This window comes from Streptomyces smyrnaeus (genome assembly GCF_017676345.1).
In the GTDB taxonomy this organism is placed as follows: domain Bacteria; phylum Actinomycetota; class Actinomycetes; order Streptomycetales; family Streptomycetaceae; genus Streptomyces; species Streptomyces smyrnaeus.
Map to the genome: position 1 here is coordinate 58,427 of NZ_JAFFZM010000027.1, position 21,335 is coordinate 79,761.

A 21,335-nucleotide genomic window follows, 5' to 3' on the forward strand; every position below is an offset into this window, starting at 1 on the left:
GGAGCGTGGGAGTGGTCAGTCGGCCTGGTTGGTGGCCCGCTTGGGCAGGCAGAACATCAAGACCCACATCAGTGCGATGAGGCTGCCGACCCACCACAGCACGGTGACGAACGCGTCGCGGTTGAGTGCGGCGTCGGGCGAGCCGTTGGTGGTCGAGAAGAACACCAGGGCGGTCAGCGCCGTGCCCAGCGCGATGCCCAGGTGCATGGCGGTGTTGAACAGGCCCGAAGCGGCCCCCGCGTCCTCGTGCGGGACTTTGGCGAGGGTCATGTCGGCGAGCGGGCCGCTGACCATGCCGAGACCGAACCCGATCAGGATCACCGCAGTGGTCATCCCCAGCAGGGTCAGGTCCGCCTGGCCTGCGGCGATCTGAAGTCCGTAGCCGCCCATCGCGGTGATGGTGATGAGGGTTCCGGTCTGGGGCAGGCGGCGGGCGAAGCGCCCAGCACTCTTCGCGGCGATCGTCGCGCCGGCCAGCTCGCCGATGGACAGCAGCACGAACGCGATGGCCGCCTGGATGGGGCTCATGCCCAGACCACGCTGGAGGAAGAGGGTCCAGGTCATGAAGAACAGCCCGCACAGCAGACCGTGCACGAGCTGCGCGGCCGTGCCGCCGGAGAACGGGCGGCCCCGGAAGAGCGGCAGGGGCAGCAGGGGCGCGTTGCCCTGCTTGCGCTGCTGATGGTGCAGAAACACACCCAGCGCCAGGACGCCGGCGGCGAGCAGGGCGAAGCACCACAGCGGCCAGTGGTGCACGTGGCCCTCGGAGAGCGGGAAGACGGTCAGGATGATGGCCAGTGCGGACAGCAGCATGCCGGTCAGGTCGAGGCGGTCGGCCTTCTTCGCGGTCGATTCGGGGATGAAGCGGCGTCCCAGGAGGATGACGGCGAGGCCGACGGGCACGTTGATCAGGAAGATCGGCCGCCAGGAAAGTCCGAAGAGGTCGGCCTCGGTGAGCAGGCCGCCCATGACCGGCCCCAGGACGTTGGCGATCGACAGGACGGCCCCGTAGAGGCCGAAGGCCCTGCTGCGGTTCTTTCCTTCGAGGGTGACGTGGAGGGTGGCTAGAAGCTGCGGGATCATCACCGCGACGCCGATGCCCTGGAGCGCGCGGGCGCCGATCAGGACGCCCGGCCCGGCCGCGAGGCCGCACAGCAGTGAGGCCGTGGTGAACACGGCGGCGCCCGTCAGGAGGAGCCTGCGCCGCCCGTAGAGGTCGCCGAGCCGTCCGCCGGTGATCAGCCCGATGGCGACGGGCAGGGAATAGCTGGTGGTCAGCCACTGCAAGGCGTCCGGCCCGGCACCGGTCGTCGACTGGATGGCGGGCAGCGCGGTCAGCACGACCGACTGGTCGAGGATGTCCATGAGCTCAGCGGTCAGCAGCACCAGGAGAGCGATCCGGGCCGCGAAGCCCATCTTCGACGATCCAGGTGCCGGGTGGGCCGGGCGTGAGGCTGAGGCCGGGGTGGGGGTGGTGTGCTGCGGCTCGTTGCCGAGCGCAGAGGAAGACACGAGAGGGGACTCCTGATCCGAAAGGAATCGGGGAGCCCTGCCGACAGCCGCACCAGGGCTGGACAGCACGAAACCCGGGGCAGACGGCAGAGCTGCACCCGGGAAAGACAAAAAACTGCGGGGTGGGTGACGCAACTCAGGCCAGCGCGACGTCCGCCCCCGAACACGTGCGACACATCAGCACGCGGGGAACACGGACGACTACATGGCCTGGTTGATAAGACGTCACCTCAAGATCGACATACAGAAGGAACAGGGTCGCTGCCACCGACACCTCGGCACAGGAACCCGCCCACGATACGACACCCCTGCACTTCGCCGCACGCCAGGCAGCGGACCGACCGCCGGCCCGGCCGGTCAGCGGTCTGGCAAGCTCCGCGTCGACAAGGACTACCATTCCGCCGATTCCCGGGACTGTCTGCGAGAGAGGGGCATTGCCGTCCGCATCGCACAGTCCGGGGCATTGGCTCGTCCGAAAGGCTCGGACGGCGCCGCTGGAATATCGGACGCTCCATCGCCTGGCTGTTCGGCACAGGGCACGTCACCCGTTCGGCCAGGCTGGAATGCGGCGGACGGTCATCCTGACGAGTCTGAAGACATCCGTCGAGCGGCCGCCGCCCTGTTGAGGGTCCGCTGCCCCGGGCTACCCCCGAAAGGGATTGATCATATGGTGCACTGGCTGAGAAGGATGATGGCGGCCGCCGTTGTCGCGGTGTCGCTATGTGCGGGGCTGGCTCCTGCGGCTGACGCGGAGCAGGGTTCGGGACCGCAGTCAGGTACCCAGACCGCGAGCGTCTACATCAGGAACAACACCAACTGCACGTTGGTTCGCGAAAGGTACGGGCTGTACTACCACAACGTCTTCTGGGGCAAGGAGCCACCAGCACGTCTCGGCCCGTACGACGAGGCCGACTTCTGGGCCTACCAGTCGACCCGCGTTGCGGGATACGTCCACTACCGGACGGAGAACTGCTCCGAATGGAAGGAAAACCTAAAGGCGCAATTCGAGTTTGACCATCTGAAGGGGCGCGACCCCATCTACAGCTTCCTGAAAACCTCTCCCGAGTTCTTCGAGGACGTCGGTGGCTATACCACCAACTACAAGCGCGTCAAGTCCGGTGACAACTCTGAGGTGGAAGTTTACTACCATCTCGACACCTGACTTTCTCTGGGAACCCGCTCTGGCCGACGAATCCGGCCGGGTCCCCTTCAGTGTCCCGGGGCGCGCTGGCGTCGGGCACCGTTTTCGCGAGGGTGGTCGGCGTATGACTGGGCGGGGATTTCGCGTATGCCAGCGGGTCGTGTGCCACGTGGCGTACGGGGGGCAACGGACCGCCTCGGCGCCCCATCCCCGGCCCTCCGAGGGGCTCAAGTATAAGCGCAGACAACGCGCAGCCCCAGGTGTCGCACATCCCCACTGGTGTGGGTTGCTGACGCGACCCAGCCGACAGGACTGCCCCGTGTGTCGGGAATCGAGGGGTAGGACTCGTTCAGCCAGCTACGGATTCGCGACGGGTCCACTGCCGCGCCGCCGCTGAGGGCCGTTTTCCCCGGCGTACACGGGGCTTCCTCCCTGACCTGCTGCTGCGTGGGGAAGTCGAAGCCGAAAGCGCGCACTTCCCAGCCCGATAGAAAATCGGCACACAGCGCGACGATATGCACGTCTCGCGGGAAGCCATCCGTGTTGTAGACGCCTGCCTCCCAACCCCAGACGTTGCCGCCCTCGGGCTCGGGACCCGACGCCTTCGCCATGACCCCATAGGACCCCTTGGGCACATACACCCCGCCGCCCAGAAGGAACTTCCGGCCCCCGCAACCGGTTGCCCAGGTCGCGCTTCCGCCCTCTTTCACCTTTCGAGGGCTGATCCGCATCTCATAACCCGGCGGTGGATCAACGCAGTTTGCCGTGTAACGGATTTTGAGCGCCTGCTTCCCCCGGTTGACCACCTGTGCGTACCACGAGGACCGCCCATCGACGGTGCGGGGAGCGGCCTGATGCACGAACATGGGCTGGGCCCGGTCTGTCCCGCCGACCACGTTCACGCCGCCGCCTAGAGCTACCTTTCCTGCCGGGCACGGCACGTCCATCTCCACGATCCGCTGCACAGGCGCCGTTCCGTTCCGCTGCACGACCTCGAACCCGGTCAGTCGCGGATCCCCCGCAGACACGGAGGTGGCGGGCTGCCCAGCCAGCACGAGCACGCCGACGAGTCCAGCCACCGCCAGCGCGGCCCTGCCCGGCATCGAGCCAAAACCTGGGAGATTAAGCGGCCTCACGGATGCCCCTTTCCGACAGAAGCAGAACAGCGCGCGACCCGTGCACGCGCGGACCACCTCACACTGATCGTCAACCCCAGGTGGCGGCGTTCCGGTGCACCCGTGCCGAGCGACCACCGGAACGAGCGACCTGACGCAGAGCCAGTCGACGGCCCACGGAACGAGACAGACGTCGAAAGGATGGCTCCCACCCTGTCCGGCCTTCCTCTATCTGTCGACTCTCCCTGTGGATTCACCGCATGGGCGGTGGCTGTTCGCTACGGGGTCGCCGGTCGCCACCTAAGGGTTGTCCCGAAGCCGTGTCCGGCCTGTCACTGTTCACAGATCCCGTGGCCCTCCGCCACGCCGGCACCACCGCCGTGTGGGACCAAGGCCGGGCCCGCCGCCTGCTCGAAAGACACGCCACCGCCCACGCACAGGGAGGATGCGCCCCATACGCGATCACCCGGCACACGGACGCCACCTGTATCGGCCTCGTCGGGCTGGCACCCAACGACAGGGACATCCCCGAGTTCGGATGCCTGTTCCCGCGCCGGTGCTGGCGACAGGGATACCTGCGCGAAGCCGCCGCAGCCATCCTGCCAGCCGCCCAGCGCAACCCGGACATCCCCGAGATCGTCGCGCGCATCGAGTCCGACCACCCCGCACGCCTCGCCAGGGAACGCACCGTCTTCTTCCCTCTTGGATTCACCGCCGAAGGGGGGAGCGCTGCCGCCACAGCGGAAGAGTCACGCACCACTACCGATGGTTGTCCGCCTCCTGATCAGCGCTACAGGCTGTTCACCGACCTGGTCGCCCACCGCGGCGCACCATGCCGGTCCGGGACCATGGAGTTGCTGCGCACTCCACCACCGGGCGGTGCGCGCCACCCTCTCACCGAAGCACGAGGTGGCGGCGCTGGAGAGTCAGTCGGCCGAGGCCGACCTTTCCGGGTCTGCTGGTCGGGCGGAGCCGGTGTCTGCCAGTCGGGTGAACGAACCGCCGGGGCCGTGGCTGCGGTGGCGGGTGGGTCTTCGGGCACGCACCGTGGAGACCTGTCCTACTTCCTACGCGAGGAGGAATCATGTCTGCTGCGATCGTCGAGTTCATGGAGGAGCTGGCGACGGACGTCGCCAAGCAGCGCGCGTTCCGTCAGGACCCGGAGCAGTACCTGGCCCACACCCAGCTGTCTCAGCAGCAGCGTCAGGCCGTACTGTCCGGCCAAGCCCGACCGATCCGGTCGATGATGGCGGAGCACAGCGCGACGCAGGAACAGATGGAACCCGCCATCGTCATGCGTACAGAGCTGGCCTGAGTGGACGACACGCAAGTGAAAGAAGGTCGGTGGCCCGGTGACCAGTAAAAGAGCGGAGTTGATCGTCGTCGGTACCGGGTACCGGGCCGTCGGCGATCTGACGCTGGAGGCGAAGGCCTGCATCGAGCAGGCGGATGTGGTGCTCTGCCTCATCGGTGATCCGATGGTCACCGGCTTTCTTGAGCGGTTGAACCCCTCGGTGCGCACGCTCGACGGCTTCTACGCAGCCGGCAAGCCGCGCACGGCCTCGTATGAGGAGATGGTCCGCGACATCCTGGCCGAGGTCCGACGGGACAAGCTGGTGTGCTGCGCGCTGTACGGCCACCCGGGTGTCTTCGCCTACGTCGGGCATGAGGCGGTGCGCCGGGCCCGACTGGAGGGAACACCCGCGCGGATGCTCGCGGCCTCCTCAGCGGAGGACTGGCTCTTCGCCGACATGGGACTGGACCCCGGAACATGCGGCTGTCAGAGCTTCGAGGCGACCGACTTCCTCTTGCGTCGGCGGATCTTCGACCCGACCAGTTTGCTGGTGCTGTGGCAGGCGGGCGTGATCGGCATGGCCGACCGGGACCCTGGCTTCGACCACCGGCCGGGTGCCGGGCTGCTGACTGAGCGACTGATCGCGGCCTATGGCAGGGACCACGAGGCGACGGTGTACGAGGCGTCCCCCTACGTGGTGACCCCGCCGCGGATCAGCCCGGTACCCCTGGCCAAGCTGCCCGACGTGCCCATGTCGGCCGGCTCCACGCTGGTCGTACCGCCACTGCCCGCCCGCCCGGCAGACCCCGAGGTGACGGCTCGCTTGCGCGCGACGTGCAGCTAGACAGCCGGCGGCTCGCTCCCCGGCCCGGGCGTGGCCGACGCCACGAACCAGTCCGCGCGCAGCAGTCCGTACAGGCATACATCGCGCCATACCCCGTCGCGGAACGCGGCGCCGCGGGCCACTCCCTCGCACACGAAGCCGAACTTCTCGATGCCGACACGCACAGGGCTGTTGTCCACGTCGATGTGCGCTTCCAGCCGGTTGACCTGGGTGTGCGCGAACAGGTAGTCGATCAACCAACGGAACGCCTGCACGCCGCCACTCCGCAGGCGCTTTTCCGGCAGCACACACAGTCCGAGGTTCCAGGCGTGAGAGATGTTGTTGTAGGCAGCCTTCCGCCAGGTCGCCAATCCCACCGCCTCATCCCGCTGATCAACCACGGCCAGCACGGTCAGATCGTCGGTGAGCAGCCCCGTATCCGCCCAGCGCCCCCGCAGACCGCCGCGAAAGCCCGTCCACGCGTATGGCCCGAGCAGCGCCGGATCGCCAGCCAAACGGTCCAGCAGATGCAGGTCACCCTCAGTCAGCGGCCGACAACGCACATTTTCATCCACATTCGCACAGTAACTTCACTCCGGGCGGGAAGGCCTCAAAGATGAACGGCTGGCGGGTCGGTGTCTGGGCCGCAGCCGGGCTGACCTGCGTCACGTGGTACGCAGCAGAGGCCGCATGGATGACCCGGCGACACGGTACGGGCGGCAAACCGGCGGAGTCCGAGCAGCGCAGCGCCCTCATCCTGCTGAGCGTGAGCACCCTCGGCCAAGCCGGCGCACTCGCGCTCGCCCGGCGGGCACCGACCGTATCCCTGACCGGCAACCGCACCACAGCGGCGGCCACCGCCCTCCCCGTGGTGTGGACCGGCCTCGCCCTGCGCTGGTACTCCGTACGCACCCTGGGCACCTACTTCCGCGCCACCGTCGACGTCCGCCCGGACCAGCCGGTCATCCGCACCGGCCCCTACCGCTACGTGCGCCACCCCTCCTATACCGGCGGACTCCTCGCCGTCGCCGGCGCAGGCCTGATCCTCGACGATGCCCCCGCCTGGCTGCTCCTGACCGGCAGCACCCTGGCCGCCCTGCTGTACCGCATCCACACCGAAGAAGCCATGCTCACCCGCCACCTCGCTCCTGACTACCCCCGATATGCCGCCACCACCTACCGCCTCATCCCAGGCATCTGGTGACCTATGTGAGCGGGTGGTGTGGTGGCGGCGGGTTGGGTGTCAGCCGGGGGTGACGGGTTGTCGGACTGGTAGGCCGTCGTTTCTTCTCGCGCTGGTGGCTGTCATAGGGTGACCAGACGGCTGTCATCGGCTGGCTACATGCTGGCGGGCGGCTGTCCCGGGGTGTGGTGGTCCGCCGGCTACTGGAAGTGGACCAGGGACAGGAATCGGTTTCGGCGTTGCATGTGCGGGTGATGGCTGAGGCCGCGGGCGTGACGCCGCGGTCGGTGTGGCGGTGGTTGTCCGAGGCGCGGGCGGGCGGGTTCACGCTGAATGACCACCAGTGGAACCGGCTGGCCCAGCTGGGCGGGAACGTCGCAGCCCTGCACCGGCAGATGACAAAGGATGACTCGCTGGAGAATGTGCCATCGCTGGGCACGTTGCCCGGCACGGTGCAGCGGGATCTGCGCGCAGGCCGCCCGCTTGAGTCGGCCGGGGCCTCGCGGGCCCGGGTGGAGCCCGACTCACAGCCCACACCCTCACAGCCCTCCAACGAACCGGGCGGGACAGACCTGACCAGGAGTTACTTCGCTGGGCCTTCAGCAGACTCGGCTGAACCCGGCAATGGACCGTCCGGATCAACCTCTATTGATGGGTGCGTTCCCTCGACGAGGACGACCACTGTGCCTGCCGGCCACCGACAGCCGGCGCATACGGCTTCACCCCGCCCTCTCTGCCCGCTGCCGACCGCGACCAGATCGCCTGCCGCCTCCACACGGCCACCGCCCACCCCCACCTGGCAGCCCAACTGGCGACGGCCTGCTTCACTGCCGCTTCGATGACCCAGCTGCGCACCGCCCGCGTCACCGACGTCGCTCTGGACGCCCACACCGTGACACTCCACGATCCGGCGAACGCCCGTCAGGGCTGTATGGCCCATCCCGTGCCCTCCTGGGCGCGTCCCTTCCTCCGTGCCACCGTGTTCCTCCACTTGTTGATCACCGACAGCAAAGGTGTCCGTCTCTTCGCCGACCCACTGGGAGCAGCTCGGCTGCCGCGTCTGACTGATTTCGCGGAGCAGTGCAAACTCCGCCCACCCCAGCCGCCTCGTCCCAAGCGGCGCGAGAACGCCCGCCGCACGTCACCGCCACCCACCGTGTGGCCACTGAGCACCGCCCACCACAGCGCAATCCGCGAGAAGGACACGACCGGGTTCCCCCAACTCCTCGGCCACAGACAGTCAGCGGGTCGTCGACGACATCACGGGCGAGCGGCTCTGTACAGCAGTGCCCTCCAGTCCCCGGCCCAGGCCAGTCAGTGACGCGTGGGAGGCTGTGGCGCATGAGCGAGCCGCGTCGGTGGGTGGCTTTGTCCACGAGAGCCGACAGCACCTGGACACGAGATTGGGCAGCACCCGAAGCACTGCAGAAATCGAACAGTTCATGGCTTCGGGCAGCGCGGGGCCCCTGCCGAGTTGGCAGGGGCCCGCAGCAGCAGAGGAGCGCCGGGACCTGTCCTCGACGAGCAGCATCCTGGCCAATATGGCTTACCGTCTGCTGATGGCCTGGCGGCCCGGCCTCACTTCAGGTGCCGGGTGAAGAACTGGGCCGCGGCGTCACCCGCGTACTGCGGGACGCCGGTGTGCCCGCCCATATTGGCGTTCAGCGTCTTCTCCTTGGAGCCGAAGGCGTCGAACAGGTCCAGGGCCGCCTGCCGGTCGTTCCCTTCGTCGTCCCACTGCAGGAGGACGTGCAGAGGAATGGTGACCTGGCGGGCCTCCTCGAACATGGCGCGAGGCACGAAACTCCCGGCGAAGAGGCCGGCGGCCACGATGCGCGGCTCGACTACCGCAAGGCGAACGCCGATGGAGATCACTCCCCCCGAGTACCCGACCGGACCGCCGATCTCGGGCAGCGACAGGAGGGCGTCAAGGGCGGCCTGCCATTCCGGGACCGCCTTATCGACGAGCGGGAGGATGAGGGCGTCGATGATCTCTTCGCTGACCGGCTCGCCTGCTTCCATAGCCCGGCGCAGGTCGGCGCGGGCCTGATCGGCGGCGGCCCAACGGGGCCGGTCACCGCTGCCGGGGAGCTCAATGGTGGCCGCGGCGAAGCCATCCGCCGCGGCATGCCGGGCCCGCGCCACCAGTCGGGGGTACATCTTGTGCAGTCCGAGCGGGGGGTGGCCGAGCAGGACCAGCGGCGCCGGTGCGGATGCGGGCGTCCACAGGATGCCGGGGATCTCACCAAGAGTGAATTCGCGTTCGAGGACGTCGTCGAGGCGCTGTTCGGAAGTGAAGTGAAGGGCCATGGTCATGCCTTTCGGGGGTGCGCTTGAACGGCGCTCCCGGACGACCTATCGCCCGACCGTGACCCCGGAGGAGAGCACCCATATCGATACGTTCACGGGTACCACCTCCTCGTTCTCTCGCACGGCCTCCGCGAAAGTAGCAGCGGCCGCCGTGGTCCGGCAATCGGTTTTCGCGCGGGCTCCGTGGCCGGATGCCAAGGAGTCGGAGCACTACGCAGAGCTACTTGGGGCCTCATCGTGGCTTCCCGAGGCGAGGCTCTGCGACGGCGGGGCGCGCTGGGGGCGCTGTTGTTTCTCATGAACATCGAACACGACGCGCCGCCGACGCCTCCCAATCTCATGTACTGGTGCTATCGGTTCTCGTGAACAAAGCCACCAGGGGCATTCGCGAGAGACAGGCTGGTACGCGCGCATGACACCGGCCAGACCTCGACCGGCATTCCTCCGTTCCCCGACTGACCGCGCCGAGGCGGGAGGCGGGAGGCGGCGGGCGGCGCAGACGATCGGCGAGGCAGCCCAGCGCGGGCGGGCGGTCCCCTTTTGCGGTGTCGCGCTGTCGGGACCTGGTGGCGGGTCCTGCAGTGCACGATCGGGCATCCGTGAGTCCAAATCGCGCACGGTGTGCGGCGGAAGCCAGTAGCGTCATGCCGCACACACAGGGGAGGGTCGGATGCCGACGACTGCGGTGGGATTTCGGCTCGGCCATGACGAGACCGGCCGCCAGCAGACGCTCATCGTGACGCACAACGGCCTGCGGCACACCGCGCACGGCCTGTACGGAACGCGAGGCACCGTCTGCCGGCCCTCGCCTCCCTTCGGCCAGAACCCGGTGCATGCCCAGATCGCCCGGATGCGGCAGGCGCACGCCAGCCTGCTGCGCCGCGGCTTCACCCGCCTTCTGATTCCCCCAGCTTGCGTGCACCTAGAAGTTGATGAGCCGCCGTTGGCCGACCACCCTTACGGGCCCGACGCCCCCCGTCCTCACCGCGCACTTGTCGAGGCGTTCGTCGGCGCCGCTCCCACCGGCCCGCGCGGGCTGGAGGAGGCCATCACCGACTTCTACATGGCCATCGGCGTGCCGCACCGCCCCTCAACGTCTGGGTATACGCTGGCCCCCGCCTCCACGCCTGCACACCTGGTCCGTCCGTACCGGCAGCTGGCCGCGGGCGAGAGAATCGAGTGCGGTCGTGGGGAGCCCGCAGGCTACACGGTCACCCCTGAGGAAGTGCGCCTGCGCGTCGGCTCGGCCGAGCACCGGCTCACCCCGGAACAGGTAGTCCAGATGCAGGCTGACCTGACCGCCCTGCTCTATCTGCAGCGCGCCCGCCGTGAAGCCCACCGGGGAACGTGAACTGCGCTGTTCGGCAGCGCCCCCGGCTCTGGGCTGTGAGGAGGAGGTGGTGTCCGCGCCGCCGAGGACCGCAACCCGGTCATGTCGGTCTCGCCACGGCAGCCAGCGCGGCAGCGACCGCGCCCGCGCCCAGGCCGTCCTTGGGCACGATGCTCGGGCCGCACCGCCGCTGTTCGCCCTTGCGGAGAATCATGTCCGGGCCGGGGCAAGGAGCTCCTCAGAGGGTTCAGCCGGCTTCGGGCCGGAATGGGGGCTTCGGTTCGATGAGTGCGTCACAGCCGGCCGCCCAGCGGCAGGACGCGTTCGGCGAGTCGGCCGCGCAGCGTTCCTTGGCTGGTGTCGGCTTCGGTGAGCCATTCGGCTGCGGTCAGCAGCTCGGCGTGTTCGGTGATTGCCTTTGGGGGCAGGGCGCAGAAGGCGGCGGCCTGGTCCAGGCGGAGCCCGCCGTGGCCGGCGTGTCCGAGGTGGCCGTCGGGGCGGGCGTGGGCGGCGGTGTACAGGGCCAGGAGCCGGGTGGCGGTGCTCAGCTTCTTCTTGCGGATCTTCCGGTCGCCTGCGGCTTTCTGGGCCCAGCCGGAGATGCGTGAGCGGGTGGTCTTGCCGAAGGTGAACGGGCGGGGCCGGTCGGGCAGTAGTGAGGGGACGGTGACTGTGGTGGGGTTCTCGGGCCGGGAGGCCAGGGCTTCGCCGACGGTGCCGGGCAGGCGCAGCCAGCCGTCCGTGGCCAGCCGCTCTAGGACCTGCTCGGCGTCGTCTCGCAGCCAGCCGGTCAGATCCTGGCCGGTGACGTTCCCGGCGCCGGCGCGGGCGGCCCGCAGGGTGAGCATCAGCACCGCCAGGTGCGCTCCGGCCTCGGGGTGCGGGGCGCGGGCGGTGACGTAGTCCAGCACGGTACGGGCGTGACCGGCCTGTTGCCGGGTCAGCAGCCATTCCACCTGCGGCACGCTGCCACCCGCGGTGTCGCTGCTGGGCCGGCCGCTGCGGTTCTCGTGTATCCAGAGGGTGGTCCGCGCTGCCTTCTCCGCACGCCTCGCCTCACGGAGCAGGGAGCCGTCACCGCTTACGTCGGCCCACCTCTGGAAGGCAGCGGCTTTGCGCTCGTGCAGCCTGGCCAGGAGGGCGAGGTCTGGCTCGGGGCACTTCTGGTAGGCGCGGAAGGCATCCCCGAGCTCGATGAGTTCCGCCCGCAGGTCATCGGGTTGCAGATCGCGTGGCACGGTCCGCTGCGCGATCTTTCCCCACCGCTTCGCCCGCCGGGACGTCCCTGCCGATGAGCTGGCACGGGCCCGGGGGAGGGGAGCGGTCCCGGCGGCTGGAGAGGGAGGCCCGGCTGCAGGGGAGGGGCTGTGGTGTGAGAACACGGCCACTACGTCGTTCTTGCCGGTGCCGCCCGTCGGCTCCCGCCGTGCTGCTGGATGGTCCGGAGCTTGGGGCGCTTGGGCCGGTGCGGTGCGGGCTGGGGGTGGGGCGGTGTCCAGGACGCGGCAGTCGGTGGTGGCAGCCGCGCAGCGCGCGCACATCTCCGCGATCCGCCAAAGCCGCCCGGCACGGTCCGCATGCACCGTCAGCACCACCGAGCCGCCGCACCGCTCCGTCTGTGCCGCTCGGCGCATCCCACCGCGCTCTCCTGCAGCGGGACCGGGGGCGTGCCAGGCGCAGTTCGTGGCGCGACACGCGCACCACGCCCCGCCGCGCGGCCCCCCGCTCTCGCGGATGCGGGCCAGGTGCATATTGATGTGGTCGACAGCGGCCTTGCGCCCCGCAGCCGCGCTGCCGAAGCGCTGGTCGGGGCAGGCCGGGCGGGAGCAGGAGAGCCTCACCGTGCCGGCGTAGGGGCGGCCGTAGGGGTCCAGACGCACCGCCCACACCCGCCCCACGACGCGTTCTTGCCGCGTGTCGGCCTCCACCGTCATGTACGTACTCCCAGCGTTGCTCGTTCGTTGTCCCGAGGGGTCACCATCGGGTATACCTGCCGGTCGCCCGCGGGGAACAAACGTTTCAGCCTGGCGCGCCCTGCCTTATGGGAAGCCAGCGCCGTACGGCACAGGTGCCGATCAGCCAACAAGGTGCGGGAGGGGGCCGTGCAGGATCGGTCCACGCGCACGCCTCTGGGCTGTCGGCGCGGCTTGGCCAGCCAGTGGGCAGCGCTCTGCCCGGGCTCTGGTCAGGCGGCCAGGGCGTCGCGCAGGTCGCGTACGGCGCGCTCGTGTTGGTGTGTGGCGGGGATGGAGCGGTAGAGGTCCCTGGCTCGGCGGTGGACGAGTCCGGTGCGGTAGTCGGCGGGAAGGTGGGTCAGGGCGGCGGTGGTGCGGCGGCAGGCTTGTTCGGTGTCGCCGTCGTGGTGGGCGCAGGCGGCGGCGTCGATCTTGAGCAGGGTGCGGGTCATGGTGCTGGTGGGTGCGGACAGCTCCAGGGCACGTGTCTGGCTCTCGCGTGCCCGGCGGGTGTCGCCCAGGGCGGTGAGGGCATGGCTGAGGTGCACGTGGTGTTTTTGCTCGCCGTGGGTGAGCCAGGTGTCGGCTCGCTGGCTGTCATCGAGGCATTCCATGCACCGGTCCGCTGCGGTGAGGGCTTCGCGTGCCTGGTCGTCCTGGTGGGCCAGGGCGTAGGCGCGGGCGGCGACGGAGGCGGCCAGGGTCGCTGCGGCGGTCGGACGGCTCCCGGCGGTGTGGCGGGCCCGCTCGGCGAGGGCGACCGCGGCTTTCGGCGCACCGTAGTTGAGCGGGACCATCGCTTCCCTCGCGAGGATCCAGGCATGCAGCTGGCGGTCGCCGGACTCGGCGGCGGCCCGGCTGGCGGTGGCGAACCAGCCGCGGGCTTCCGTCCGGGCGCCCAGGTCGTGGAGCACGATGGCGGCCATACCTGCCATCTGTCCCGCGATCCGGCACACCCGCACCCGCTGGGCGACCGGGCCCGGGTCGGCCAGCAGGGGCCTGATCTCGGCGAAGTCGGCGACTAGGTCGGCCAGCACGCGGGTGGGCGGCTGGCCGTGGTAGCCGTATCCGTAGCTTTCGGCGGCGGCTTCCAGGTCGGCGAGGTCGGCCGGGACCTCGGCGGCGAGCGCCTGGTCGAGGGACTGGCGGGTGGTGGCCAGGGCGGTGAGCGCCGTGCCGGTCAGGCCGGCGGCGAGCGCACCGCGCAGGAGTCGGCGGCGTTGCATCGGATCGTCTCCCTCATCGAGCTCTGCGCCAGGCGATGCGGCCTTGTCTTCCCAGGATCGCGCAGCAAGGCCCAGGAAGGCACCGGGGATACGCAGGCCGTCCGCGATCCGCTCGATGGTCTCCAGCGCGGTCACCGCCGCCTTTCCCCGGGCCACTTTCGAGACGCGGTCGGCTTTGATGCCGCAGCCCTCGCTGATGCGGTTGAAGCTGACCCCGGCCTGGTGGGCCATGGCGAAGACCACAGCGAAGTCCCGGCCGGCGAGCGCCTGCACGAAGACGGGATCCGCGAGCAGCTGAGGTGGAACCTGAGACGGCGACGGCGGTAAGTCCATGGTGGCCCCCGGCACTCCATTGTGACGGCGTGTGGAGCATGACGGTACCCACCGTGGGGCCCCCGGCGTGGGGTTATCGCCCATACCGCCCCCGGCTTGACTGAGCACCCCTCACCGCGGCCCCGTTCGCCGGGTCGCCAGCGTGACCGCGGCATGGCCCAGAGGCGAGCTCGCCCTTGGCGCCAGCCCGGGCCGTGCTGTTCCTCTCTGCCGTTGGAGGCGAAAAGTGACCACCGAAGCCGTGAGCACCTCGCCCGCCCGTATCCCCGATCCGGCGGAGGTGTTCGCCTTCGCCGATGAGGAGATCACCACGGCCGCCACCGAGCTGTGGCCACAGGCCCATTTCGAGCTTGGTGACCAGGTTCCGAGCGTGACCGGCTATGTGCGCCGCATTCGGGTGGACAGCCGCCCGCTGTACGCCAAATATTCCTTCCTGGGGGTCTCCCTGGTCTCGCTCCTGCGCGGGACCTGCGGTCCGTGGCCGGATGTCCGCTACGAGCAGCAGGCATACCTCCAGCGCCCGGACGCGCTGATGGAGCGGGAGGCCGCGCAGCTGCGGCTGCTCGCCCGCCTCGGGCATCCGAGGGTCTGCGCGGTGGCCGGACTCAAGCGCGGGGTGCTGTTCACCGAGTCCGTCACCGGACAGAGCCTGGCAGATCTGTTGCCGGGCCACCCCGCTGAGACGGCCGAGCTGCTCGGCGCGGCCTTCGGCCAGCTGCACGGACTGCATCAGCCGCCCACCGCCCGGGGCCTGGGCCCGGCCGGGGCCATCGGTGAGCGCAGCATCGCGGGCACCTTCCAGCGCAAGTTCAACGGCCTGAGCGGCCCCACCTACCTGCGGCGGCTCGGCACCGACCGGTGTGCTGCCGCCGACCGGGAGGAAGTGGCCGATGTGCTGGGCTGGGTCGTCGCCCGGCTGCACCGGCTGCGGGCCACGATGCTGCCCCAGCCCACCCGGCGCACAGTGGCCTACGGTGATCTCAAGCCCGAGCACGTCTTCTTCCCCGACGGGCCCACCGGGCAGCCGGTCTTCATTGATCCCGGCCTCCAGATCGCCGACCCAGCCCTCGACGCCGCGAAGCTGATCAGCCGTACCGCACTCGTACTGGCCGCCGCCCGCCCCGGCCCCCTGGTGGGCCAGCACCTGGTGCACGGCATCGATGTCTTCGCCTCGAAGCGGATGGACGCTCTGCCGGACACAGAGCGCCGTGCCTGGCGCAGTCGGGTGCTGGTGCTGTGGCTGATGGACAGCATCAACATCCTCTCCACCTACCTGTCCGCCCCCGCCGCGCTTCCCCTGCCTGACCACGGCACCGCGCTGGTGGCCCGTGCGGTGGACTGGTGCCGCGCAGCGGACCGCACCAGCAGCGAGCTGGCCGCCGGCACCGCCCCGCACGCGGTGTGGGACAACGCCCTCGTCCGTCTGCAGGCGGTCGCCGCATGACGCCGCGGCAGACCGAGTCGATCGGCGTGATCGGAGCAGGAGCCGTCGGCCAGACCGTGACCGCCACCCTGGTGGCCACCGGCATCACCCGGCGCCTGCTGGTCGCCTCCCGCACCCGTGATCAGGCCGCGGCGCTGGCCGCCGATCTGGCCGACATGCGCCAGGCCACCAGCTCACCCACCCGGCCCGAGTCGTGCGACGTAGCCGGAATGACCGGCTGCCAGGCCCTCGTCATCGCTGCGCGGGCTGCCTTCACCAACGCTCGCTGTGCGGACATCCGTATGGGCGGCGCCACAGCCAACGCGCCCCTCATCCGCGACCTGGCCCACCAGTTGCGCGGCTACCCAGGCACCGTGCTCGTGGTCACCAACCCCGTCGACCTGATGACGCGGCTGTTCGCCGAGACCTCCGGCTGTGAGCGCGTGTTCGGGATCGGCTCCAACCTCGATTCGGCCCGCTACCGCCTCGCTGTGGCCCGCCTGCTGCACGTACCCGCCACCGCCATCCAGGGGCACGTGATCGGCGAGCACGGCGACCACGCCGTGGTCTGCGCCTCTTCGACCACCGTCAACGGGCAGCCCGTCACCATCCCCCTCACGCGGGTACGGCAGGAGCTGCGTACCCGCCCCGGACGTATCTCTTCCGGGGTCGGCCGCACTCGTGCTGGACCGGCCGGAGCGGTCCTGTCCGCCCTGCACAAAGCCCTCGGACTGGCCGACGGTACCGAAGAACTCACCACCCACCAGCACAGCGCGTGGCTCGGAATCCCGTTGCGCTTCACAGGCGGTCAGCCCCTACCGTGCCTGCCCCGCCTCACCCTCGAGGAGACCCGGCAACTGGCCGCGGCCGCCACCAAGCTCCGCACCGCCTACCAGACCCTCCAGACCACCCCCCATCCCAACAGACTGGAGACTTCATGAGCACCGCCACTACTGCAGTGCGGCTGACCGCCGCCCACGCGAGTGTGACCGTGCAAAGCAACACCCCGTCCGTGACCGACTGGTCCCGCCGCTACTTCGGCCCCTGGTGGAACGCGGTCGAACCGCTCGCCGAAAACGCAGGCGCCGGACCCGTCGTGACCGCCCATCTCGATGAGACAGCCTGCGACGAGCTGACCGCACACGTGACCACCAGCCCGCACGAGGAGACCACCTACGCCAAGGCCCGGCTCCTGCTCACTCGCGACGCCGAGGGAACCGTCACCGCCGTCTCACCCGAGGAAGGACTCGCCTACCACTCCGAGCCGGCTGCCGGGCGCCTCACCCTGACCGGCCGCAGCCCCCAGCCGCTGGCACTGGCAACGGCCCGGATCGCAAGGGAGATGGTCCGCGCCGATCTGCTGCGCGACGGGTGGACGCTCCTGCACGCCTCCGCCGCCGTCCACCACGGCCATGCCGTGCTCGCCTTCGGCTCCAAAGGCGCCGGCAAGACCACCACCGCACTGCTGCTCGCCGGCCACGGCGACCAGCTGCTCGCCAACGACCGCGTGTTCATCAAACCGGTCGGCGACCAGCTGCACGTCCTGCCCTGGCCCTCGGCCGCCGCCGTCGGTCTCGGACTGCTGGACGCCCTCGGCCTCTACGACATCGTCCGCGACCGCCTCCTGGCGGGGGAGAAGCTCCACCCCACCCAGCACGACGACGTCACCGAGGCCCTGCTGGCCGGGCGCCGCGAACCTTTGTGGGAGCCGGGCGGCAAGCGGGAGCGCAAGGTGCAGATCTTCCCCGACCAGTTCACCAGCTGGTTCGGCATGAACCTGGCCACCGGCGGCCACGCGGCGGCGATGCTCTTCCCCCGCATCGACCCCGCCGCCACCCCGGCACTGGCCGACGGCGCCCGGACCCTGGGCGAGGAGGACTTCATGTCCGGCGCCACCGAGGACCGCTACCCCGACCACTTCGGCCTCGCCCACGGCCTCAACGGCGGCGGCAGCGACCTGGCCCGCACCACCGTCGCCGACCGCCTCGCCGCCCTCCCGCACCACCAGATCGTCCTCGGCCACAACACCCAGGCCAACGCCGACTTCCTCACCAAACTCGCCGACAACCTGTGAGCCCACAACAAGCGGGGCTGCCGGGCAGCTCGCGGAGGCACTACATCGAAAACACATGGCGGAGGATGCACTGACCTACCCCTCTGCGGCCTCCCGCAGCGGCCGACCGCCTGTTCCCGTGCGAGCGAAGCCCTGTTGTACGCGGTGGCGCGGCAGACAGCCGCGCCGCTGCGGCGCAGGTTGCGGCGGTCCGGCAGGCCGCCGACCGGAACGAGGAAAGCGACGAGGACTGCTGTTCCGCGCAGAGGAACAACGCGCTGCTGACGGCCGCCACCGCTCGAGATGAAGAGCCAGGCGCCTACCGCCACGTGACAGTAGCCGCTCCGCTCTTGCGCACTGCCGCACCGTCTGGTCCTGTTCGGAGCCTATCCGGTGCCCCGGTTGGGTGAACCCGTGCGGTATTCGGGACGGTCCGGGAGAGGGTGCGGCTACAACATCGGTTGTGATCATTTTGGTTCGCGGTCTGACGGCCGCCGCACTGACCCTTCCCCTCATCGCCGCCGCCCCGGCGGTGGCGGAATCCGCCGTCAAAGAGCGGGTGAGCACGACCGTGGCCGAGGCGATCAACGCTCTGCCGGTTGCCAAGGAGAACCGCGCCGGCTACAGGCGCTCCAGCTTCCGCCACTGGATCGACACCGATAAGGACGGCTGCAACACCCGCCAGGAAGTCCTCATCGAAGAAGCCATCGAGCAGCCCAAGGTCGGACCAGGCTGCTCCCTCACCGACGGAGAATGGCATTCCTACTACGACGGGAAGCGCACCGACAACCCGCGTTCGCTGGACATCGACCACATGGTGCCGCTCGCCGAAGCCTGGGACTCCGGGGCCTCGAACTGGGACGCGAAAAAGCGTGAGCGTTACGCCAATGACCTCGGCTCTCCGCGGTCGCTGGTGGCGGTGACCGCGCGGGAGAACCGGCAGAAGGCCGACAAGGACCCGGCCGGATGGTGGGTGCCGGCCAAGGGCGCCTCCTGCACTTACCTGGTCGACTGGGTCGCCACCAAAACCCGCTGGAAGCTGGCCGCCGACCAGGCCGAGAAGAAGGCCCTTCAAGCCCGGGCAGCAGAGTGTCCGCTGACTACCCGCGTCAGCACCGACATCGCGTCGTGACATGAAAGAGAGGGGACCGCTCACCGAGCGCTCCGCTCTCTTGTCTGCCCGCCATCACAGTCCGGCGTGCTGCCGCGCCTGCTCACGCATGTGCCGCATGCAGCCGTGGGAAGCCGATGTACCCGCCCAGCTCATCCTGGCCCACCAGGCCGTCCCCGATGAGTTCGCGGAAGCATTCGATGAGCTCCGCAGGAGTTCGTGCTCCCTGGCGGTCGAGAGCAGGAGCCGGCGCGGTCCTCAAGCCGGGCGAACATGAGCGCGGCCATCACACGCCTGATCCCAGGCCAGCCCCCTGCCGGGGGATGTCATAGGGGGCACTGATGGCTTCAGCTCGACTGGTCCACTCGGCCGGGGGCGCGCCGCGCGCACCGGGTTCCCAGCCATTCGCCCAGGTAGAAGCTGCTGGCGGGGGAGCCGTGTTCGGGGCGCAGGGGCCCGCTCCACGGGCGCGGGCGTGGTCTCGGGTCCGGCGGATTTCCGGTAGCTCGCATACCACTGCGCGTCCGGCTTGCGATCCAGTACGCGCTGCCGTGAGGATCCGCAAGTGCGGTGGTGACAAAGACTGGTCGATCGCGGGGGCTTGTCGGTCACGTGGCTGGAAAGCGTGACCGGGAGCGGCATCTGCTCAACATCTCGTGCAGGCGTTGAGGCTCTGTCACTACTGCTGCTTTGCCGGGTGCTAGCCACTGGAGTACACAGCGCGGCGCGTACGGGTCCGCGTCGCACTCGCGAATGCCCGGCCGGCAGCTAGAGTGGGCTGCTGCCCACCAGCCGGCAGTGCCCGCTGGTACGGGGATCAGCATGCGCGCGTGTGCGAGGCACTGCAATGCGGGTCCCACCGGCGATGACTCCTCCAGCAGCCACTCCAGAGCGGCTATGCCGATGAAAGCACTCGTCTCTACGCTGTCGAGCCCTGAACCGAGCAGCGACAGGTCGCCAGAACGAGCGGATCCTCTTTGAACATGCCACCGGTATTGGGTCCACTGCACCATGAGATGTTCCGTACGTTGTCAGGTGGCCCGGGAGGCCGGATGTTGGGCCCGGATTCCGGGCGGTCGAGGGGTTCGTTGAGCGGTACTGCGGGGGAGCGGCGTAGGACCTGATTCCGGAGCAGATGAGGCTCGCTGAGCAGCGGCCGCTTTCCGATCAGAGGTGACAGGTGCGTCGCCTGAGCGGCCCTTGGCTGGCGGTACGGATACCGTGAAGAGTAGTGTGGAGACATTCCTCAAGAGGGAACAGCGTGTCCACGACGATCTCCGGGCCGGGGATTGGGGTGGTCGTTGTTGCCACCTCGCCGTTCCACTCCGGAGGCCGCTCTGCAAACGTCTGCTCGGGCGTGTGCTATTTGAGGAGGACAGACGCATTCGACGATGTGGAGGGATTCTCCATGTCGGAGGCGAAGCGGCGCAGGGCATTCACTTCGCGGGTATGGGTGAGGGCGCGGCCGTCGAGTATCACGGGGGGCCCCGTCTCGAGGTGCCACACGGTGGTTTGGAGAAGGAACTCGTCCAGCCGGTCGCTCCTCTCGGGCGAGAACATGACGGGCCTGGGGGAAGAACACACGTCGTAGCTCAGCTTTGTTGAGCAGGACTGCGCGGAGGGCTTCGGCCAGTGCTTGTGCCAGCGTCGTCTTGCCGGTCCATGGGCGGCCACCAACGGCGACGATCATCAACTCTCCTGTTCCAGAACGATCACGGAATCTGGCCAGGTCAGGCCAACGGAGACATTCCCCCCGCGGCTTTGGGACAGCTGAAGAATGCCCACACGCCTTTTCCTGGCATGCTCCTCCCGCACTCCCTCGGGACTGTGGTCCAGCCGTCCGTCATCGCGCTGACCAGTGCTAGCCCACGGCCCCCCGATGCATTCGGCCGGAGACAGAATGCAGGAAGGGGTGCAGCGCCGGAGTTATCCGTCACCAGCACGCCGAGAGCAATCCCGGCGGCGAAGGTGAGTCGGACCCCGACGTGCTCGCTCTCGTCTGCCGGTCGTGTCCGGGCATGCACGACTGCGTTGGCCACAAGCTCACTGGTGGTTAGGACTACCCGGTCGAGGAAGTCGTCGTCCTCCGGCAGCCACCAGGCGGCAAGTTGCCGCCGCACGAAGCGGCGAGCTTCGCCTACGGCGGGGGCCTGACTCTCCAGCTGCACTTCGACACACTCGGTTCTGTCTCCGCGCGTCATCACTGCCAGAAACTGTCGGTTCGTCAAGGGCATCGTTCACGCTCCGTTCTCATGACGATTACCGCTGTCCGGGAGCAGTGACCGGGCAGTGGCGACTCGCGCAAGCACAACGGCCGGTCGGCAGAGGCTTGGGCTGTGAAGGGGGGTGTCGCGCTGCTCGACCGGCATGATCCGCCGAAGCGCTGCTGGCAGACAACCGTCACCAGCGGCTGCTCAGTTATTCCGGAAGGCGAAGTCACTGATTCGGGCACTGTTTTGTTCGTAAGTCACTGTTTTTCCAAACAAGCCGACGGGCCGTTATTAACCTGGCCGTGAGAGCGCCTCA

At 69.1% G+C, this 21,335-nt stretch carries 17 protein-coding genes and 1 pseudogene; 11 read left to right on the plus strand and 7 right to left on the minus strand.

What is annotated here, in order from left to right; translation table 11 throughout:
• Positions 1-15 precede the first annotated feature (15 nt).
• Positions 16-1,512: an MFS transporter gene (locus JW613_RS31185; RefSeq protein WP_209214223.1), complete on the minus strand. Its 1,497-nt coding sequence runs from the start codon at positions 1,510-1,512 to the stop codon at positions 16-18.
• 667 nt (positions 1,513-2,179) lie between these two features.
• On the opposite strand from JW613_RS31185, the gene JW613_RS31190 reads away from it, so the two are divergent.
• A complete protein-coding gene (locus tag JW613_RS31190) occupies positions 2,180-2,674 on the plus strand; it encodes a hypothetical protein (RefSeq protein WP_209214224.1) in 495 nt (164 codons plus the stop codon).
• A gap of 206 nt (positions 2,675-2,880) precedes the next feature.
• On the opposite strand, the gene JW613_RS31195 is transcribed toward JW613_RS31190, so the two are convergent.
• The gene (locus JW613_RS31195; RefSeq protein WP_209214225.1) at positions 2,881-3,756 is read right to left on the minus strand and encodes a hypothetical protein; all 876 of its coding nucleotides are present in this window, start codon (positions 3,754-3,756) and stop codon (positions 2,881-2,883) included.
• Positions 3,757-4,028: 272 nt separating this feature from the next.
• Here JW613_RS31195 and JW613_RS36975 point away from each other — a divergent pair.
• From JW613_RS36975 to JW613_RS31205, 3 genes and pseudogenes are all read left to right on the plus strand, one after another.
• Positions 4,029-4,424 (plus strand): annotated as a pseudogene (locus tag JW613_RS36975) (GNAT family N-acetyltransferase); the annotation flags it as partial.
• A gap of 428 nt (positions 4,425-4,852) precedes the next feature.
• Complete coding sequence (locus JW613_RS36140; RefSeq protein WP_245226586.1) at positions 4,853-5,083, plus strand: hypothetical protein; 231 nt, start codon at positions 4,853-4,855, stop codon at positions 5,081-5,083.
• A 37-nt stretch (positions 5,084-5,120) separates the two neighbouring features.
• The gene (locus tag JW613_RS31205; protein WP_209214227.1) at positions 5,121-5,906 is read left to right on the plus strand and encodes an SAM-dependent methyltransferase; all 786 of its coding nucleotides are present in this window, start codon (positions 5,121-5,123) and stop codon (positions 5,904-5,906) included.
• On the opposite strand, the gene JW613_RS31210 is transcribed toward JW613_RS31205, so the two are convergent.
• Positions 5,903-6,460, minus strand: coding sequence for a GNAT family N-acetyltransferase (locus JW613_RS31210; RefSeq protein ID WP_209214228.1), 558 nt, complete (start codon positions 6,458-6,460; stop codon positions 5,903-5,905). The two genes, JW613_RS31205 and JW613_RS31210, sit on opposite strands and share 4 nt — an antisense overlap.
• A gap of 119 nt (positions 6,461-6,579) precedes the next feature.
• On the opposite strand from JW613_RS31210, the gene JW613_RS31215 reads away from it, so the two are divergent.
• Complete coding sequence (locus JW613_RS31215; RefSeq protein ID WP_209214229.1) at positions 6,580-7,089, plus strand: methyltransferase family protein; 510 nt, start codon at positions 6,580-6,582, stop codon at positions 7,087-7,089.
• Positions 7,090-7,723: 634 nt separating this feature from the next.
• Entirely contained in the window at positions 7,724-8,389 is a 666-nt protein-coding gene (locus JW613_RS31220) for a hypothetical protein (RefSeq protein WP_209214230.1), read from the plus strand.
• A gap of 257 nt (positions 8,390-8,646) precedes the next feature.
• Here JW613_RS31220 and JW613_RS31225 read toward each other — a convergent pair whose 3' ends face one another.
• Positions 8,647-9,378, minus strand: coding sequence for an alpha/beta hydrolase (locus JW613_RS31225; RefSeq protein WP_209214231.1), 732 nt, complete (start codon positions 9,376-9,378; stop codon positions 8,647-8,649).
• 670 nt (positions 9,379-10,048) lie between these two features.
• On the opposite strand from JW613_RS31225, the gene JW613_RS31230 reads away from it, so the two are divergent.
• Entirely contained in the window at positions 10,049-10,729 is a 681-nt protein-coding gene (locus tag JW613_RS31230) for a hypothetical protein (RefSeq protein WP_209214232.1), read from the plus strand.
• Positions 10,730-11,001: 272 nt separating this feature from the next.
• Here JW613_RS31230 and JW613_RS31235 read toward each other — a convergent pair whose 3' ends face one another.
• A complete protein-coding gene (locus JW613_RS31235) occupies positions 11,002-12,642 on the minus strand; it encodes a hypothetical protein (protein ID WP_209214233.1) in 1,641 nt (546 codons plus the stop codon).
• Between the two features lie 251 nt (positions 12,643-12,893).
• On the minus strand, positions 12,894-14,222 hold the full coding sequence (locus JW613_RS36500; protein WP_209214234.1) for an NsdA family TPR-like regulatory protein: 1,329 nt from the start codon (positions 14,220-14,222) through the stop codon (positions 12,894-12,896).
• 226 nt (positions 14,223-14,448) lie between these two features.
• Here JW613_RS36500 and JW613_RS31245 point away from each other — a divergent pair, with 226 nt between their 5' ends.
• The 4 genes from JW613_RS31245 to JW613_RS31260 all read left to right on the plus strand — a co-directional run bounded on the left by JW613_RS31245 (position 14,449) and on the right by JW613_RS31260 (position 18,830).
• Positions 14,449-15,666 (plus strand): phosphotransferase, encoded by a 1,218-nt coding sequence (locus tag JW613_RS31245; protein ID WP_307866117.1) that lies wholly within the window; start codon positions 14,449-14,451, stop codon positions 15,664-15,666.
• Positions 15,663-16,586: a lactate/malate family dehydrogenase gene (locus JW613_RS31250; protein ID WP_209214235.1), complete on the plus strand. Its 924-nt coding sequence runs from the start codon at positions 15,663-15,665 to the stop codon at positions 16,584-16,586. The genes JW613_RS31245 and JW613_RS31250 overlap by 4 nt, the downstream gene beginning before the upstream one ends.
• Positions 16,583-17,719, plus strand: coding sequence for a phosphoenolpyruvate carboxykinase (ATP) (locus JW613_RS31255; protein ID WP_209214236.1), 1,137 nt, complete (start codon positions 16,583-16,585; stop codon positions 17,717-17,719). The genes JW613_RS31250 and JW613_RS31255 overlap by 4 nt, the downstream gene beginning before the upstream one ends.
• 442 nt (positions 17,720-18,161) lie before the next feature.
• On the plus strand, positions 18,162-18,830 hold the full coding sequence (locus JW613_RS31260; protein WP_209214237.1) for an HNH endonuclease family protein: 669 nt from the start codon (positions 18,162-18,164) through the stop codon (positions 18,828-18,830).
• 1,709 nt (positions 18,831-20,539) lie between these two features.
• On the opposite strand, the gene JW613_RS36980 is transcribed toward JW613_RS31260, so the two are convergent.
• Entirely contained in the window at positions 20,540-21,043 is a 504-nt protein-coding gene (locus tag JW613_RS36980) for an ATP-binding protein (protein WP_099876624.1), read from the minus strand.
• Positions 21,044-21,335 lie beyond the last annotated feature (292 nt).